Source organism: Promicromonospora vindobonensis (genome assembly GCF_042685865.1).
Taxonomy (GTDB): Bacteria; Actinomycetota; Actinomycetes; order Actinomycetales; family Cellulomonadaceae; genus Promicromonospora; species Promicromonospora vindobonensis.
In genome coordinates this window covers 517,872-534,724 of record NZ_JBHUOG010000002.1, presented here as the reverse complement: position 1 = coordinate 534,724, position 16,853 = coordinate 517,872, and the positions used below count along the sequence as shown (strand labels likewise).

Sequence of the window (16,853 nt, the reverse complement as noted above, 5' to 3'; positions counted from 1 at the left end):
GCGCCTCCGTCGGATCCGTGACTCACGGTCCGATGCTCCTGATCACCCGGGCGGGCACGCCCGCGACCAGGGCACAGGGCGGCACGTCATGGGTGACGACCGCGCCGGCAGCAACGACCGAGCCTGCACCGATGGTCACGCCCTGGGTGACCACCGCGGCCGCGCCGATCCAGACGTCGTCCTCGATGACGATCGGCGCGCTGGTGACGTACTCCCGACGCTCGGCCAGTGGCAGGGGGTGCCCGCCGGTGATGAGGCTGACCTTCGGGGCGATCATGACGTTGTCGCCGATGCTGATGCCGCCGTTGTCCATGAAGGTGCAGCCCTGGTTGACGAAGACGTTCTTCCCGAACGTCGTGCCCAGCCCGTACTCGGTGAAGAAGGGCGGATAGATCGTCACCGACTCCGGCAGCGGGCCACCGAAGACAACCGAGAGTAGTTCCGCACGACCCTCCGTATCGCTGAACGGCAGCATGTTCAGGCGGGAGGTCGCGTCGGTGACGTGCGCGATCCGCTCCGCATAGGTCGCGAACTCGGGCGTGCGGACAGACATGACCTGCTCTGTGCGGGTAGACATACGTTGATCCCAGCACCCTTGACCATGCCCGATCAAACAACCTCGCACCCAACCGGACACAACCAGTGGTTGTGTTCGTAGGGTGGTGGTGTGGACATCGAAGCACTGCGCACCTTCGTGACCGTCGCCGGAGCCGGACAGTTCCAGGCCGCGGCCGACGAGCTCAGGATCAGCCAGCAGGCGGTCTCCAAACGGATCGTCGGGCTGGAGAAGAACCTCGGGGTCGCGCTCCTGGTGCGCACCTCCCGCGGCTCCCGGCTGAGCCTGGACGGACAGGTCTTCCTCCCGCACGCCAAGAAGGTCCTGGCCGCGCTCGACCAGGCAGAGCAGGCCGTACGCCCCGGCAGCCGGCCCCTGCGCGTCGACGTCCTCAACCGGCGCATCGCCCCGGCACAGGCCGTCTACCGCTTCTACCGCTCCCTGCCCGGCACCGCTCTGGACACGGTCGCTCTGGACACGGTCACTCTGGGCGACGAGAACGCCGCTCAGGCTGTGCGGGCCGTGCTCGAAGGAACCATCGACGCCACCTTCCGCGCCCTGCCCGCACAGCAGGTCCCGGCCGGGATCACGGCCGAACGCCTTCTTGATGCGCCCCTGCAGCTCCTGGTCGGCCCCGGTCACCCGTTGGCCGGCGCGGAACGGGTCCGTCCGGCGGACCTGGCCGGTCACCGCATCTGGATCCCCGGTATCAGGCCGGGCAGCGAGTGGGAGCAGTTCTACCGGTCGCTCTCAGAGGCCTTCGGTCTGAGCATCGACGCGCTCGGCCCCAGCTTCGGCGACGAGGCCCTCATGGACGCCCTGGCCGACTCGGCTTCTCTGGCGACCCTGGTGGGCAGCGGGGACCGGTACCTGTGGCCGGAGAGCTACGGCCTGCGGCGTATCCCGCTGCGCGATCCGACACCGGTCTACCCGCACGTGCTGCTCACGCGCACCGACCACCAGCATCCCGCGCTGACCGAGCTGCGGGCCCACCTGCGAGCCTCGGTACCGCCACCCACCGACGGCGTATGGAGCCCGGGCTGGGTGGCCTGCTGACGGTCTCGTCCAGGCCACGCCGCTACTGCCGGAGGTAGGTGAGCACCGCTTGTACTCGCTTGTGCCGGCTGTCGTCAGCGCTGAGCTCCAGCTTGGCGAAGATGCGGTTGATGTGCTTGGCGACCGCCGCTTCGCTGATGACCAACGCGCCCGCGATCGCGGTGTTCGTCCTGCCCTCGGCCATGAGAGCAAGCACGTCCGTCTCGCGGGGCGTCAGCTCCTCGAGACGGGATCGGCGTCGGAGGAGGTGGCGGACGACGAGGGGGTCGATGACCTCGCCACCGGCGACGACGGTGTCGAGCGCCCGGAGGAAGTCGTCGACGTCACCGACCCGGTCCTTGAGGAGGTACCCGATGCCGCCGGCGTCCGTGGCGAACAGTCCTGCTGCTGCCTTCCCGGAAACGATCTGGGACAGTACGAGGATCCGCTCGGAGGAGTTCCTCGCCCGTAGCGTTCGCGCAGCCTGGATACCTTCGTCGGTGTGTGTCGGCGGCATGCGGACGTCGATGATCGTGAGGTCGGGGCGGTGCGCCCGTACTGCTTCCAGGAGGGCTTCCCCGTCAGCGACCGCTGCGACGACGTCGTGGCCCGCGGTAGCGAGGAGCCGTACCAACCCTTCCCTGAGGAGGACCGCGTCCTCCGCTATGACGATGCGCACGGCACCTCCAGGGTGATCCGGGTCGGGCCCCCGACCGGGCTGGCTATCGTCACGTGCCCTCCAAGGGTCTGGATACGGTCGACGACGCCGACGAGGCCGGTGCCGTCGAGGTGCGCGCCGCCGCGCCCGTCGTCCTGCACGGTGACGAGGACCGTGCCGTCCGGTGTTCCGTGCGCCGACAGGTGGACCGTCTCGGCCCGTGCGTGTCTCGTGAGATTGGTGAACAGCTCGTTGGCCGCGAAGTACAGCCCGACCTCGACACCAGCAGGCAGGCCGGACGGAAGGTCGAGGTGCGTGGTTGCCCTCAGCCCGGCAGCTTCGGCTCGTGCGGCGAGGCTGTCGAGAGCATCGGCGAGATCGTGCTCCCGGAGTGCGGCGGGGTAGATGCCGTGCACGATGTCCCGGAGCTCGTCGATGGCCCGTTGCGCATCGGTGTGGGCCTGGTCGATGAGCGGCGTGATGTCGACTCCCCTGCCGTACTGATAGCGCAGCGTACCCAGTGTCATGCGGAGAGCGGTCAGCTGCTGCTGGGCGCCGTCGTGCAGGTCACGTTCGATCCGTCGTCGTTCGTCGTCGAAAGCGGTCGCCAGACGCGCGCGCGAGCGAGTGAGGTCGTCCAGCTCCTCGGTGATCTCGGCGGTGGGCTCGCTGACGAGGAGGCGCGTGAGGTATCGCTGGCCCTCGGCGACGAGCGTGACGAGATACAGCCCGAGTACCAGGATCAACAGTCCGAGAGCAGCAAATCCGACATGGGTGAGGGGACCGTCGTTGACCGTCGGCGGAGGCGGGGCGGGCAGAGCGGTGACGGCGGCGGGATCAATGCCGAGAACGACGATCACGAGCTGTGCGGCGCTGCTGGCGATGATCATTCCCGGCACCAGGAGCACGACGCAGACGAGAGCGAAGCTGAGCACGGACAGCGGAATCAGGAGCACTCCGTGCAGCAGCTCGGCCCAGGTGGCATGTTCCTTGGCGCGGACCCGGACCCAGGCCGGCAGACCCGAGGATGCACCGTGAGCGTGCGGACTCGGGGCAGGGCGGCGGTCCACCCATCGCAAGCGCCACCGTTCGACGTGGCCAAGAGGCACACCCGCCAGCACCACCAGCGGCCAGCACGTCAACGCCCACAGCGCAGCCACCGCCGGGGTGGCCGCGACGTAGGCAAGCGATCGCCAGGGCCAGGATGTCATCAGGAGCCGCACCGGATGACGGCGCAGCGCCAGGGCCGGGGTCGAGACCGTTGCGCGTGCCAAGGGCTCTGTCGTCCGCGCCGGCATCCTCACGCCGTCCATCTTCGCGCGCCCGTCCAGCCGGGGACCGGGCTCACCATGCCCGTACTCCCGCGAGCGGATCGGCGGTCATCGCGGTCCGGACCGGCGCGAGGGTTCCGATCAGAGCCGCCAGGTAGGCGCATCCGACGATCACCAGGTAGCTCGGTCCCACGAAGGGCAGCCAGACCGTACCGGTGAGCAGGTACCCGTAGCCGGTCATGGTGGCCGCAGCGACGACAGTTCCGGCGAGGACCGCGATGGTGCCGACCACAAGGCACTCGACCAGCAGCGACCCGATGATCTGAGGGCGGCGCGCCCCGGCGAGCCGGAGCAGCGCGAACTCCCGTCTGCGCGACATCGTGGAGGCGACCAGCACGTTGATCGCTGACACACCCGAGTATCCGCCGAGGAGGACGACCACCATGAGGACGATCCAGTTGTCACCGGAGGCCTGCGTCGCTACCTGGGCAAGGTGCTGTTCACGATCCACGGCCTGGGTGCCCGGAGCGGCGGTCGAGAGTACGTCGTTGATCGCCGCCAGCACGTCGTGCTCATCGGTGCCGGGTTCCACTGCGACGTACACCGCGGAGGCGAACGGCTCCAGGACGTGCGGGACCAGCTCTGGCAGCGGCAGCAACGTGTCGCTGACGCCCATGGGATCGACGTAGGTGGTACTGAGCACGGCGCTTCCTGGGGTCCCGTCCGGGTACAGGAAGCTCGCGGTGTCACCGATGTCCCATCCTTTTTCGTCGGCGACGATCTGGGACACGGCGATGCTCCCTTCCGCGAAGTCGGCCCAGCTCCCGGCGGCGACCTGGTAGCTGAGCACACGATCAAGTCCGGCGGGGTCGACGCCGGTGACGGTTCCGGTGGAGCGCATGGTCGGAGGGTCGTCGAGGATCAGCTGGGAGGAGATGCTGCCGGACGCCGCCGCTACGCCCGGCACATCATCGAGCGCATCGACGGTGCTGAGCGGCACGCCGAGCTGTACCCCACCGGTCACCACGACGTCGGCGGTCACCTGGTCGGCGTACACGTGAGACCGAGCCTGGTAGTTCGCGCTGTCCTGAAAGAGAAGCACGGCGCTGACGGCGACGAGCAAGGTCAGGGGAACGGAGACCCCGGCGGCCCGGCGCAGGTCGGAGCGGATCGACCGCTCCGCGACGAAGCCCCCGAACCATCGGCGCAACAGCACGCCCAGGGGCGCCAGCACTCCCCGTAGCAGGGTTGGTCCCAGGAGGACGCCGGCGCCGATCAGGAAGGCGAACGCCGAGAGGACGAGCATCAGTGCGATCGTGCCACCAAGGGTCGTCACGGGTCCGCCCAGGACAAACGCGCCCGTGAGGCAGGCTGCGGTCGTGCCAAGCAGCACCCAGCCGACGATCGCTCTGGTTCTCCCCGCGGCGATCGTCGGCACGTCGGCCTCTCGGAGCGCCTCGAGCGGCGCGATGCGCGTCGCGCGGCGGGCCGGAAACCACGCTGCTGTCAGGGCAGCCACCACTGCGGCAGCGACGCCGGCCACCACGGGGAGCGGCTCGACCGACACGACGGTGCCTCGGGCCATCACCCCTTGCGCAACGAAGAACCGGCGTGCGAGCTCCGCCAGACCGATGCCGACAGCGGCGCCGACGGCACCACCGAGGGCTCCGACGAGAACTGCCTCCCAGATGATCATGCGACGGATCAGCCGTGGCTTCGTGCCGACGACCAGGAGCATCGCCAGCTCGCGGCGCCGCTGCCCGATCGAGACGGTGAGCGTGCTGGAGATGACGAACACCGTGATCGCCAGAGCAAGGAAGGCCGTCACCATCAGGAACTGGCCGGACCCGCCGGCAAGCTCGGCCTGACGCAGATCGAGCTGCAGGCTTCCCGACCGGTCCTCGCCGGTCAGGACCTGAAGTCCGGGGACGGCGTCCCGCAGCCCCTCGGCGTCGGGCACGGAGACGAGTGCCGCGACAGGCGCGCCACCGAGTCGTGCAGCTGTCTCGTCCGTGAAGAACAAGGCGTGCTCGAACTGTTCTCCAGGACGTTCCACGATGCCGGTCACCGTGAACTCATCGGTGCGGGCGGCGAACACGACCGGAACCCTGTCGTTGACGCTGATCCCGTCCGCGACAGCCACGGACTCATCAACTGCCACCTCGCGCGGCCGGCTCGGCGGCCGCCCCTCGGCGAGCGACGCGCTGTCAGCGACTGCCGTCGACCACGGGTGCCCCCACGAGCGCGTGAAGGCGTTGCCGATCACCGTGCCGCCCGACGTGGCCAGGTACGCCGGGAACGGAGACTCCAGCGTGACCGCCGCGACTCCCGGCGCACCACGAATCTCGTCGATCTGCTGCGGGCTCAGCCGAGGCATGGACGGCAGGTCAAGGGTGAGGCCGCTGCTCAGCTGAACGCCGGCGGGCGGCTTCACCACGGCATCGACACCGCCGAACCGCCAGCTCGTCACGCTCGCCGCACCGTGCTGCTCCTGTGCGCTCGCGATCGACAGGGCCGCTGTCACGAGCGACGAGCCCACGACGACCGAGAGCAGGGCCGCGAGGATGGCTGCCTTTCGCGCCGCCAGACTGCGCCAGGCCAGGACGATCATGCCCCCGACCCCGTGGAGGCCAGACGCGCCAGGACGTCGTCGACCGACGGGTCCCGCAGCTCACCGTCCACGCGCCCGTCCCGGAGGAACACGGCCCGGTCCGTGCGCGCGGCAGCCGCGGGATCGTGCGTCACCATCACGATGGTCTGGCCGAAGCGCTCGACCGCCAGGCGCAGGAAGTCCAGCACCTCACCGCTGGAGTGCGAGTCCAGGTTGCCCGTGGGTTCGTCGGCCAGGACGACCGCCGGTCGGTGTGCCAGAGCCCGAGCGATCGCCACACGCTGCTGTTGTCCACCGGAGAGCTCACTTGGCCTGTGCTCGAGGCGGTCGCCGAGCCCGAGGACCTCCGTCAGGTGAGACATCCATTCCCGAGGGATCCGAGGACCACCGATGCGTTCGCTCAACGTGATGTTCTCTCCGGCGGTCAGGGTCGGGACCAGGTTGAACGCTTGAAAGACGAAACCGAGCCGGTCGCGTCGCAAGGTCGTCAGCTGCCCGTCGGACAGGCTCGCAAGGTCAGTCCCTGCGACGAGGACCGAACCCGAGCTCGGACGCTCCAGACCGGCAAGACAGTGGAGCAACGTCGACTTCCCCGAGCCCGACGGCCCCATGATCGACGTGAACCGGCCTGCCTCGAACGCGACGGAGACCCGATTCAGCGCGGTGACCACCGCTGGCCTCTGTCCGAAGGTGCGGGTGATCTCCACCGTCCGCACCGCGATCGACGACCCGGCGCTCGCCGAGGCTCCGGACGCGGACGATGGAAGAGCTGGCGACGAGGGGAACGACATGCCCTCATCCCATGCCACGGGGGCGCTGAGGTCGATGGCCCAGGCCACCGTCTCGACGGTAACGCTGGCACTACCGCCCTACGTCTTGTTCCGGTAGATCCACATCGCGACCGGGCCCAGCACCGCCGTCAGGACCACGGACGCGATCAGCACCCAGACGATCTCGGTCATGTCGGGGTTGCCCGCCATCAGGCCGCGCTCCGCCGTTACCAGGTGGCTCACCGGGTTGACCTCGACGAACGCCCGCAGCCCCGACGGCATGGTCGCCGGGTCCACGAAGACGTTCGAGGCGAACGTGAGCGGCATGAGCACCATCATCGACACGCCCATCACCGCGTTGGGCGAGCGCACCAGCAGCCCGAGGATGATGAAGGTCCAGCTCAGCGCGAACGCGAACACCAGAAGGAGCAGCACCCCGAGCAGGACGCCGAGGAACCCGCCGGCGGGCCGGAAGCCCAGGAGCAGCCCCAGCGCGATGGTGATGACCGACGCGATCGTGTAGCGCACCGTGTCACCCAACAGCGCACCCACCACGGGCGAAGGTCGCCAGATCGGCAGCGAGCGAAACCTGTCGAACACGCCCTTCGAGATGTCGGTGTTGAGCGTGTAGCCGGTGTAGATCGTCACGAACAGGATGGTCTGGACCAGGATGCCGGGCAGCAGGAACTGGATGTACGCCTCCGTGGACCCGGCGAGGGCGCCCCCGAACAGGTAGGTGAACATCAGCGTGAAGATGACCGGCGAGACGAGCACGTCGAAGAGCTGCTCCGGCACGTGCTTGATCTTCAGCAGCGCGCGCCAGCCGAAGGTCAGCGTGGTCGACACGGGCGACGGCCGGGAGGGTCGCTCGGCGAGGGCGACGGCGTCACGCAGTGTCGTGGTCATCGGGGTGCCTCCGTCGTCTCACGAGTGCCCGGCTCCGCGGAAGCCCTGTCCCCGCTCGGCTCCTCGTCGTCGGGCAGCGGCTGACCGGTCAGGGCGAGGAACACCTCGTCGAGGCTCGGCTGGCCCAGGCTGAACTCGGGCACGCTGATCCCGGCCTCGGCAAGGGCGGGCAGCAGACCGGGCACGGCGTCGGCCCCTGCGTCCGGCACGCGGGCGGCGATGGCGTGCGGGTCGGAGTCGAAGGTGACCTCGGCGCCGAGCACACGCTCGGTGATCTCGGCGGCCCTGGCGCGGTCGCTGACCTCGGCGACGCGGAGATGCACGGCGCCCTCCCCCACCGACCGCTTGAGCTCGCTCGCGGTGCCCTCTGCGATGGTGCGCCCGTGGTCGACGACGGCGATGCGGTCGGCCAGCTGGTCCGCCTCGTCGAGGTACTGGGTGGTGAGCAGCACCGTGGCGCCGTCGTCCACGAGCACGCGGACGATGTCCCACACCTGGTTGCGGCTGCGCGGGTCCAGGCCGGTGGTGGGCTCGTCCAGGAACAGGACCCGCGGGGCGAGCACCAGGGAGGCGGCGAGGTCGATGCGGCGGTGCATGCCGCCGGAGTAGGTCTTGACCTGCCGGGACCCGGCGTCGGCCAGGTCGAACGCCTCCAGCAGACCGTGGACACGCCGCCGTGCGGCAGCGGGTGCGAACCCGTACAGCCGCGCGAGCATGAGCAGGTTCTCGGTGCCGGTCAGGTCCTCGTCCACGGAGGCGTACTGCCCGGTGAGGCCGACGGCGGAGCGCACGGCGTCCGCCTCACGCACGACGTCGTGCCCGAGCACGCTGGCGGTGCCCGCGTCGGGCCGCAGCAGGGTCGCGAGCATCCGGACCACCGTGGTCTTGCCGGCTCCGTTCGGGCCGAGCAGGCCGAACACGCTGCCCTCGGAGATCGAGAGGTCGATGCCGTCGACCGCCTTGGTGACGGACCTGCGGCTGGTGAAGTGCTTGACGAGGCCTCGCGCCTCGACGGCGAACGAACTGGACATGTGATTCCTCCTCGGTGCCACTGTTCCACCGAGGGCACCGATGCTCAATCCGTTTCGGTCTGACGCCGGAACGGCGCTGCGTCCGGCCGGGGCGTCCATTGACGCACCTCCACACCGATCACTAGCCTCCGATGGCCGGTGCTGCGCGTCGCCGCTCACACCGGCACCGTGGCCCCGGACAAAGGAGTTCCGCCATGCGCACCCCGATCACCCGCCGCACCCTTCTCGTCTCCGGCGCCACCGCAGGCGCCGCGGCCCTGCTGGGCGTCCCTGCCGCGAGCGCCGATGGCCGCGAGCACCGCGAGGCGGTGGTGACGCCGCTCGCCGAGGTGCTCGACGGCGGCGAGCAGGTGACCTCGCTCGCCATCTCCTCCCCTGCCCTGCACCGCGCGGACCGGTCGTCGCTCGCCGTGTCGACGTTCGCAGTGCATGTCACCGCCACCAACCCGCTCAGCGGGGAGATCGCCTACGAGCAGGATCGCGTGGTCACGGCGGCGAGCTGGACCCGCCGCGGAGCGGTCGCCCTGGAGCTGGAGCACGGGTGGGGGGTCGACGGCGGCGGCACCCTGCAGTACATGGGCGCGCACGGCCGCAACGTGGTCCTGGACCTCGACTACGCGATCACGCAGGTCGAGCCGTTGCGCGGCAGGGGTGGGGGCGGCGCGGTCGTGCTCGACTCGTTCCGCCAGGGCCGGCTGTCCGATCCGGAGGTCGACGCGTTCGCCCACCACGCGACGGCGTCGGGTCTGAACTACCGTCTCTTCTCCCCTGTGGGCGGGGGCGGGCGCGACGGCGCGGCGCTCGTCGTCTGGCTGCACGGTGGCGGTGAGGGCGGTCTGCTGACCGGCGGGTACGACTACTACGACAACGAGGCGCAGCTGCGGGCCAACCGGGGTGCGCTCGGCTTCGCCACGCCGGAGGCGCAGGACGTCTTCGGTGGCGCCTACGTGCTCGCCCCGCAGGCGACGTCGGCGTGGATGCAGGACGGCGACGGCTTCGCGCCGCTCGTCCTCGAGGCGATCGAGGAGGTCGTCGCGGCGCACCGGATCGACCGGAGCCGGATCCACGTCGTCGGCTGCTCCAACGGCGGGTACATGTCGCTGAAGCTGGTCGCCGAGTATCCGGAGACGTTCGCGAGCTCCGTGCCGATCTGCTGCGGGATCGGCGCCCGTGACGGATCGGGCGGCTACTTCGTCTCCGACGACGAGCTCGCGGCGATGACGACGCCGACGTGGCTCGTGGCGTCGGCCGACGACACCACCCTGGACCCCGAGGACAACACGGTGTACGCGCACGAGCGGATCGACGGCTCGATCATGAGCCTGTACGACGACGTCACCTGGGACGGCAACACCTTCCCCGGGCACTGGTCGTGGATCTACGTGGCGCGCAACGACCCGCACCACGACGGTGCGAGCATCTGGGAGTGGATGGCGACCACGAAGCGCTGAGCCCATCGCTCGGGCACATGGACAAAACGAGCATTCCGGAAAAGACTGTGGCTCCTGATGTGGCCGTTCTTTCTGAGGAGTGCTCGTGGAGACGCTGGTCCTGGATGCTGCGGGCAGGGCACCGCTGGAAGAAGTGGGACGACTGCGCGAGCGGGGGCCGGTCACGCGGGTCGCGCTGCCGGGCGGCGTCGAGGCATGGGCGGTGACCGACCTGGCCCTGCTGCGGCCGATGCTGGTCGACCCGCGGATCTCCAAGGACTCGCGCCAGCACTGGACGGCGCTGCTCGACGGCGAGATCACCCCGAAGTGGCCGCTGTACACGTGGGTCACCGGCAAGTCGATGTTCAACGCGTACGGGAGCGAGCACCGCTCGATGCGCAAGGTCGTCGCGCGGGGTTTCACGGCACGCCGCACCCGGGCGATGGAGCCGCGGGTCACGGCGGCCACCACCGCGGCGCTCGACCGGCTCGCCGTCGCCGGCGACGGCGGCGCGGTGGTGGACCTGCGCGAGGTCTTCGCCTCCTCGATCCCGGTCGAGGTCATCTGTGACCTGCTCGGTGTCCCGGAGGGCCAGCGCGACGACATGCGGGGGTTCGCCGACGTCCTGATCAACACCGGTGTGCCCCCCGAGGTGGCGATGGCCGCCCGCACCGGGCTGGTCGAGCTGCTCGCCGCCCTCGTCCAGGCCAAGCACGAGCAACCTGCAGAGGACCTGATCAGCACCGTCGCGGCCGAGCTGACCGTCGAGGAGGCGGTCTCGACGGCCAACCTGATGCTGGTGGCCGGCCACGAGACGACCGTCAACCTGCTGGCCTCGGCCATCCGGCTCCTGCTGACGCACCCCCACGCGCTGGCAGCGGTCCGCGCGGGAGAGGTGACGTGGTCGGCAGTCGTCGACGAGACGTTGCGCGTCGCCCCACCGGTGATCTACATCCCGCTCCGGTTCGCGGTCGAGGACCTCGAGCTGGGCGGGGTGCCGATCAGCAAGGGCGACCCGCTCATCGCCGTGTTCGGCGCCCCTGGGCGCGACGGGAGCCTGCACCACGAGCCCGCGACGTTCGACCCGGCGCGCGGTGACCGCACCCACCTCGCGTTCGGTGCGGGCGCGCACCACTGTGTCGGTGAACCGCTGGCCCGGATGGAGGCCGAGATCGCCCTGGCGGCCCTCTTCGAGCGTTTCCCCGACCTCCGGCTCGTCGAGCCGGACGGCGACCACGGGCAGGTGCCCGGGTTCGTCGCCAACGGCCCGGCCGTCCTGCCGGCGGTCCTGGGCGCGTAGCGCCGGCCTGCGCCCGGGCGTGGCCTGCCTGCGCCCGGGCCGGCCGGCCTCACCCGACGACGCCGCTGCCCGTGGCGCGGTGCCAGGTCACCGGAAGCTGCTCGGGGTGCCTCACCCACGGTGAGGACGCCCAGGGCAGCCCGTCGTCGGGCGCCCGCAGGGTGACGTCCATGTGCCGCAGCAGCTGGTCGACGGCGGTCCGGGCGATCAGCCGGGCCAGCCGCGGCGCAGGGCAGGCGTGCGGTCCGGTACCCCAGGACAGGTGCGAGCGGTTGTCGACCTCGTCCCACAGGTCGTCGGTGTGCACGGCGGGGTCGCCGTTCGCCGCCGCGATCCCCATCACCAGAGCGTCGCCCTTCCGGATCAGGCGTCCGCCGAGCTCGACGTCGTTGCGCGCGAAGCGCGGCGCCGGTGAATGGCCGATGGGCGACCGACGCCACAGCACCTCGTCCAGCGTGCCGTCCAGCGTGAGGCGCCCGCCCGTGACCCGCGCGGCGAGCCTGCGGTCGGACAGGACCTGGTGCAGCGTCTGGGTGATCCACGCGGTCAGGAAGATCGCCGCGGCGGACACCGGCACGATCGCGCTGGTGGCGATCTCTCCGTCGTGCGCGAAGTTCTTGTGGTCCGCCAGGTGGGAGGTCAGGTCCCGCCCGCCGTCCCGCCGCCGCAGGCGGATGTGTTCGAGGACGGTGGCGGCCGTGCGCGCCTGGGCCTTGGCGACCTGGTCGCCGTCGCCGCCCACGACGGCCGCGGAGTCGGCCATGAGCCGTGCACCGGTCTCCAGGTCGAACCCGAGGGTGGTGGTCATCGCGAGGAACCCGACGGGCTGGCAGTACGACCGGACCAGGTCCCCGGACCCGGAGTCGCCCATCCGCTCGATGACCCGCTCGCACATGTACGTGGTCTGGTCGCGCACCGCACGCTCGTCGAGCGCTTCGAGGGCATCGTCCAGCGGCTCCCGGAGCCGCTTGCGCTCGGTGTCGTCATGGTAGAAGGCCGTCGGACGGGGTTCGGCCGGCGCGAAGGTGCCGATCGCCGTGCCGGCAGGCAGCAGGTCGTCGTAGTTCCATCGCCAGTTCGCGGCGTTCCTGCTGAACTCCAGCTCGGAGCGCATCACGTGACAGTTCTCCGCGTGCCCCATGACCAGCCACGCCGGGATCACGGTGTCGTCCTTGCGCTCGATCTCGACCGGCGCCACCTCTCCCCACCTCGCGCGGAGCGCGGCGTAGTGCTCCTGCGGGTCGGGTGCGCTGGTGATCTCCGTCAGCGACGTCAGTCCCGACAGGTCTTCCAGCCGTTCCGCACCGGCCCGGATCGTTCGCTGTGTCATGGGCGCCATCCGACCATGCGGACCGTCCGGCCGGAAGGCCCTGAACGGCCTCGCTGTCGGCGAGGATTTCTCATGTCGAACACGGTCCGTCCTCGGGTCGGTGACGCGGTGACCTGGGTACCAGCCGCACCGTCCGGCGCGAGTAGCCTGGGGCGGCCGCCGCCGCCGAAAGGTCACCGATGATCACCCGTACAAGCCTGTCCACCGGCTGGACGCTCCGCATTGCCTCCGACGCCGTCGCCTCGGGCGTCCCCGAGCACGTGCTCGCAGCGCTGCCGGTGCCCGCGACGGTTCCGGGTACCGTGCACACGGACCTGCTCGCGGCAGGCCTCGTCCCGGACCCGTACGTCGATCGCAACGAGATCACCCTGGACTGGATCGGCCGGACCGACTGGTGCTACGAGCGCTCGATCGATCTGTCGGCGGCGCCGGAGGAAGAGCTCGTCATCGCCTTCGACGGGCTGGACACCGTCGCGACGGTCACCGTGGACGGCGAGGTGATCGCCCGTTCGGAGAACATGCACCGGCGCGTGGAGGTCTCCGTGCCGGTCGGCCTGCGCCGCGAGGACGCGGTGCTCGCCGTCCGGTTCGACTCGGCGTGGCGGTTCGGCGAGGCCGAGCGCGACCGGGTCGGCGCCCTGCCGAACGCGTACCCTGCCCCGTTCAACTACCTGCGCAAGGCCGCCAGCAACTTCGGCTGGGACTGGGGACCGACGCTCGTGACGGCCGGGATCTGGCGCGACGCCCGGCTCGTGCGCGGCACCGCCCCGGCCATCCGTCGCGTGTCCCCGACGGTGCTCGTCGAGGGCCCGGTCGGGATCGCGAGCCTCGCCGTGGAGCTCGACCGCCCCGCCCCGGTGCCGCTGCGCCTCCGTGCCGAGCTCGCCGGGACCCATGTCGCGGTGGACCTGGAACCGGGTGCGCGGACGGCGACGGTGCGGCTCGAGGTGCAGGACCCCGAGCTCTGGTGGCCCCACGGGCTCGGGGCGCAGCGCCTCTACGACGTCGTGGTGCGGCTCGACGAGAGTGGCCACGACGGCGGCCCCGACGGCGGTACCCCCGTCGACGAGTGGACCGGGCGCGTGGGCTTCCGCTCGCTCCGGCTGGACACCACGCCGGACGCGGACGGCACCCCGTTCGTCGTCGTCGTGAACGGGGCGACCGTCCCGATCCGAGGGGCGAACTGGATCCCGGACGACTGCTTCCTCCCCCGGGTGACGGAGGAGCGCCTGCGGGTCCGGATCGGCCAGGCCGTGGACGCCAACACCAACCTGCTGCGGGTGTGGGGCGGGGGTGTGTACGAGAGCGAGGCGTTCTATCGCGTGTGCGACGAGCTCGGCGTGCTGGTCTGGCAGGACTTCCTGTTCGCCTGCGCCGCGTACCCGGAGGACGAGCGGCTCGCCGCCGAGATCGAGGCGGAGGCCCGCGACAACGTCGAGCGGCTCATGCCCCACCCGAGCCTCGTGCTCTGGAACGGCAACAACGAGAACATCTGGGGCTGGTTCGACTGGCACTGGCAGGAAGCGCTGGACGGCCGGGAGTGGGGGCTCGGGTACTACCTGAAGCTTCTTCCGGAGGTGGTGGCGGACGTCGACCCGTCGAGGCCGTACTGGGCCGGGAGCCCGTACTCGGGCTCGATGGAGCTGCACCCCAACGACGACGACCACGGGCTGACGCATGTCTGGGACGTGTGGAACCAGGTCGACTACACGGTCTACGCCCACCACCGGCCGCGTTTCGTCTCCGAGTTCGGCTGGCAGGCCCCGCCCGCCTGGTCGACGATCACGCGCTCGGTGCGCGACGCGCCGCTCACGCCGACGTCGCCGGGGATGCTGCACCACCAGAAGGCCGAGGACGGTAACGGCAAGCTCGAACGCGGGCTCGTACCGCACTTCGCCGTTCCGGAGTCGATGACGGACTGGCACTTCGCGATGCAGCTCAACCAGGCCAGGGCCATCGCGTTCGGCATCGAGCACTTCCGCTCCCTGCGCCCCCGGAACTTCGGGACGATCGTCTGGCAGCTGAACGACTGCTGGCCCGTCACCTCCTGGGCGGCCATCGACGGCGACGGCCGCAAGAAGCCGCTCTGGTACGCGCTGCGCTCGTCGCAGGCGACCCGGCTCCTCACGATCCAGCCGACCGACGGACCCGGGGGCGCGGCGGCCGCAGGCACCGACGGCCCCCGTGGTCTGGCGCTGGTGGGCGTGAACGACGGCGGGGAGGCGTGGCGCGAGTACGTCACGGTCCGCCGGCTCCGCTTCGACGGGACGGTACTCGCGGAGCTGACCACCCGTATCGTGACCGACCGCTTCGGGTCGGCCCGGGTGGAGCTCCCGGACGCCCTCGCCCGCCCCGACGAGCCCGGTGCGGAGCTCCTCGTCGCGGAGACGTCGACCGGAGTGCGTACCGAGCGGTTCTTCAGGGAGGACCGGGACCTGGCCTACTCCCCCGCCCGGTTCACGACGACGGTGGAGCGCGTCTCGGACGACACCGTGCTGGTCACGGTCACCGCGACGACCCTGCTGCGCGACCTCGTCCTCCTGCCCGACCGGCTGAGCCCCTCGGCCGAGGTGGACGACGCGCTCGTCACGCTCCTCCCTGGCCAGGCCCATACCTTCACCGTGCGAGGGCTGCCGCCCGGTCAGGACTCCGACCTCGTAGAGCGTCCGGTGCTCCGGACCGCGAACGACCTCGTCGTGCCGAGCCGCGACCGATAAGTTGTGGCACATGTCCGCACAGGCCGATCCGCTGGCAGGTCTGGACGAGGTCGCGTGGGAGTGGCTCGTCCACGCGTACGGTTCCGCCAAGGACGTACCGCCCAACCTGCGTGCTCTGCGCAGCCAGGACGCGCGGGTGCGACGCGACGCGCTGACAGGCCTCAACAGCTCCGTGACGCACCAGGGCAGCAGGTATTCGGCGTCTGCTCCCGTCGCGCGGTTCGTGGTGGAGCTTGCCCTGACCCCGGACGCACTCGACCGCGAGAACTTGCTCGGGTTCCTCTGCACTCTCGCGGTCGGGCTGGACGACGAGCGGCTGCCGGCCGGCGTGCCGGTCTCCGAGTGGCGGTACGGAGCCGCGTGTCTCGAAGCAGAGCGCGATTCGTTGGCTGCTCGCGCCGCAGAGCGTGCAGACCATGAGATGAGGCCTTGGCCCGAACGTGAGCTCTGGATCCGAAATCCGTTCAGCGGCCTGACCCCGAGCCCGGACACGGTCGCTGCGTACGACGCGGTACGTGACGGGCTCCCCCGCCTGGTCCGGTTCCTCGCTTCGCCCCGGAGCGTCGAGCGTGCACGCGTCGCGTACCTCGTCGGCATGTTCCCCGAGTCCGCCGCGGAGACCGTGCCCCTCCTCGTCGACCGTCTCGACGTCGAAGCCGACGAGCACGCACTGACGTCTGCCCTCGTCGCACACGGGTTGATCGCGGTCCCGTCCGAGACGCTCGACCGCGTAGCACGGTTTCTCGACGACGAGCGGCCACTGGTTCGCTGGGGTGCGGCAACGGCGCTCGCGCGAGCCTCAGCAACCGGCTCCGAACCACCAAGCCGACCGACGATCGGCACACTTGTCGAGTCGACCGTCCTCGAGGATGTGCCCGACCTCCGGATCCATGACGGCTGGATCGGGTCCTGTGCGGCCAAGAGCCTGGCCTCGATCAGGCGCTGGCTCACCACCGACGACATCAGGGACCTCGCCGACCGGCTTCCGCTGACCAGCTCCAGCTTCAACTGCGACCAGCTGCTCGACACCGTCCTGTCCGCCGCGTTTCCTGTCACAGGCCCGGGAGCCACCGCCAGGCTGGACCACCTCACACCTGTACAACGGCACGTCCTGCACGCGGTCCTGCCGATCTGGGAGCTGAACGACTCGTGGCTGAGCGAGGTCCCACGAGTCCTGGCCAGGCATGGGCTCACGGGTACCCGCACCGAGATCGAAGCAGCTCTGGCCACCCGGTAGC

Annotated in this window: 13 protein-coding genes; 5 read left to right on the top strand and 8 right to left on the bottom strand. The window is 70.4% G+C overall.

Going from position 1 to position 16,853, the window contains the following annotated elements; genetic code table 11:
• Positions 1–22: 22 nt before the first annotated feature.
• On the bottom strand, positions 23–577 hold the full coding sequence (locus ACFS27_RS15605; protein WP_377184588.1) for a sugar O-acetyltransferase: 555 nt from the start codon (positions 575–577) through the stop codon (positions 23–25).
• A 90-nt stretch (positions 578–667) separates the two neighbouring features.
• On the opposite strand from ACFS27_RS15605, the gene ACFS27_RS15600 reads away from it, so the two are divergent.
• Entirely contained in the window at positions 668–1,612 is a 945-nt protein-coding gene (locus ACFS27_RS15600; protein ID WP_377184586.1) for a LysR family transcriptional regulator, read from the top strand.
• Between the two features lie 22 nt (positions 1,613–1,634).
• Here ACFS27_RS15600 and ACFS27_RS15595 read toward each other — a convergent pair whose 3' ends face one another.
• The 6 genes from ACFS27_RS15595 to ACFS27_RS15570 form a co-directional block, all read right to left on the bottom strand.
• Complete coding sequence (locus tag ACFS27_RS15595) at positions 1,635–2,270, bottom strand: response regulator (protein WP_377184584.1); 636 nt, start codon at positions 2,268–2,270, stop codon at positions 1,635–1,637.
• Complete coding sequence (locus tag ACFS27_RS15590) at positions 2,255–3,547, bottom strand: sensor histidine kinase (protein ID WP_377191061.1); 1,293 nt, start codon at positions 3,545–3,547, stop codon at positions 2,255–2,257. Before ACFS27_RS15590 ends, ACFS27_RS15595 begins: the two co-directional genes overlap by 16 nt.
• A 46-nt stretch (positions 3,548–3,593) precedes the next feature.
• Positions 3,594–6,131, bottom strand: a complete 2,538-nt coding sequence (locus ACFS27_RS15585) for an FtsX-like permease family protein (protein WP_377184582.1) — start codon at positions 6,129–6,131, stop codon at positions 3,594–3,596.
• Positions 6,128–6,922 carry an ABC transporter ATP-binding protein gene (locus ACFS27_RS15580; protein WP_377191059.1) on the bottom strand — a complete coding sequence of 265 codons (795 nt, stop codon included), beginning with the start codon at positions 6,920–6,922 and terminating at the stop codon, positions 6,128–6,130. The genes ACFS27_RS15585 and ACFS27_RS15580 overlap by 4 nt, the downstream gene beginning before the upstream one ends.
• 78 nt (positions 6,923–7,000) lie before the next feature.
• The gene (locus tag ACFS27_RS15575; protein ID WP_377184580.1) at positions 7,001–7,807 is read right to left on the bottom strand and encodes an ABC transporter permease; all 807 of its coding nucleotides are present in this window, start codon (positions 7,805–7,807) and stop codon (positions 7,001–7,003) included.
• A complete protein-coding gene (locus ACFS27_RS15570; protein WP_377184578.1) occupies positions 7,804–8,838 on the bottom strand; it encodes an ATP-binding cassette domain-containing protein in 1,035 nt (344 codons plus the stop codon). The genes ACFS27_RS15575 and ACFS27_RS15570 overlap by 4 nt, the downstream gene beginning before the upstream one ends.
• A 194-nt stretch (positions 8,839–9,032) precedes the next feature.
• Between ACFS27_RS15570 and ACFS27_RS15565 the strand changes: the two genes are divergently transcribed.
• Together ACFS27_RS15565 and ACFS27_RS15560 are read left to right on the top strand one after the other, a co-directional pair.
• The gene (locus ACFS27_RS15565; protein WP_377184576.1) at positions 9,033–10,289 is read left to right on the top strand and encodes a prolyl oligopeptidase family serine peptidase; all 1,257 of its coding nucleotides are present in this window, start codon (positions 9,033–9,035) and stop codon (positions 10,287–10,289) included.
• 85 nt (positions 10,290–10,374) lie between these two features.
• Positions 10,375–11,568: a cytochrome P450 family protein gene (locus ACFS27_RS15560; protein ID WP_377184574.1), complete on the top strand. Its 1,194-nt coding sequence runs from the start codon at positions 10,375–10,377 to the stop codon at positions 11,566–11,568.
• Positions 11,569–11,617: 49 nt separating this feature from the next.
• Here the strand turns inward: ACFS27_RS15560 and ACFS27_RS15555 are convergent, their stop codons facing one another.
• The gene (locus ACFS27_RS15555; RefSeq protein ID WP_377184572.1) at positions 11,618–12,898 is read right to left on the bottom strand and encodes a cytochrome P450; all 1,281 of its coding nucleotides are present in this window, start codon (positions 12,896–12,898) and stop codon (positions 11,618–11,620) included.
• Between the two features lie 179 nt (positions 12,899–13,077).
• On the opposite strand from ACFS27_RS15555, the gene ACFS27_RS15550 reads away from it, so the two are divergent.
• Positions 13,078–15,615 carry a glycoside hydrolase family 2 protein gene (locus tag ACFS27_RS15550; protein WP_377184570.1) on the top strand — a complete coding sequence of 846 codons (2,538 nt, stop codon included), beginning with the start codon at positions 13,078–13,080 and terminating at the stop codon, positions 15,613–15,615.
• Positions 15,616–15,625: 10 nt separating this feature from the next.
• A complete protein-coding gene (locus ACFS27_RS15545; protein ID WP_377184568.1) occupies positions 15,626–16,852 on the top strand; it encodes a hypothetical protein in 1,227 nt (408 codons plus the stop codon).
• The last annotated feature ends 1 nt before the right edge of the window (position 16,853 follow it).

Coding starts and splice junctions, on each gene's coding strand:
- ACFS27_RS15550 (WP_377184570.1), top strand. CDS start 13,078: ATGATCACCCGTACAAGCCTGTCCACCGGCTGGACGCTCCGCATTGCC.
- ACFS27_RS15605 (WP_377184588.1), bottom strand. CDS start 577: ATGTCTACCCGCACAGAGCAGGTCATGTCTGTCCGCACGCCCGAGTTC.
- ACFS27_RS15575 (WP_377184580.1), bottom strand. CDS start 7,807: ATGACCACGACACTGCGTGACGCCGTCGCCCTCGCCGAGCGACCCTCC.
- ACFS27_RS15555 (WP_377184572.1), bottom strand. CDS start 12,898: ATGACACAGCGAACGATCCGGGCCGGTGCGGAACGGCTGGAAGACCTG.
- ACFS27_RS15570 (WP_377184578.1), bottom strand. CDS start 8,838: ATGTCCAGTTCGTTCGCCGTCGAGGCGCGAGGCCTCGTCAAGCACTTC.
- ACFS27_RS15590 (WP_377191061.1), bottom strand. CDS start 3,547: ATGCCGGCGCGGACGACAGAGCCCTTGGCACGCGCAACGGTCTCGACC.
- ACFS27_RS15585 (WP_377184582.1), bottom strand. CDS start 6,131: ATGATCGTCCTGGCCTGGCGCAGTCTGGCGGCGCGAAAGGCAGCCATC.
- ACFS27_RS15565 (WP_377184576.1), top strand. CDS start 9,033: ATGCGCACCCCGATCACCCGCCGCACCCTTCTCGTCTCCGGCGCCACC.
- ACFS27_RS15580 (WP_377191059.1), bottom strand. CDS start 6,922: ATGTCGTTCCCCTCGTCGCCAGCTCTTCCATCGTCCGCGTCCGGAGCC.
- ACFS27_RS15545 (WP_377184568.1), top strand. CDS start 15,626: ATGTCCGCACAGGCCGATCCGCTGGCAGGTCTGGACGAGGTCGCGTGG.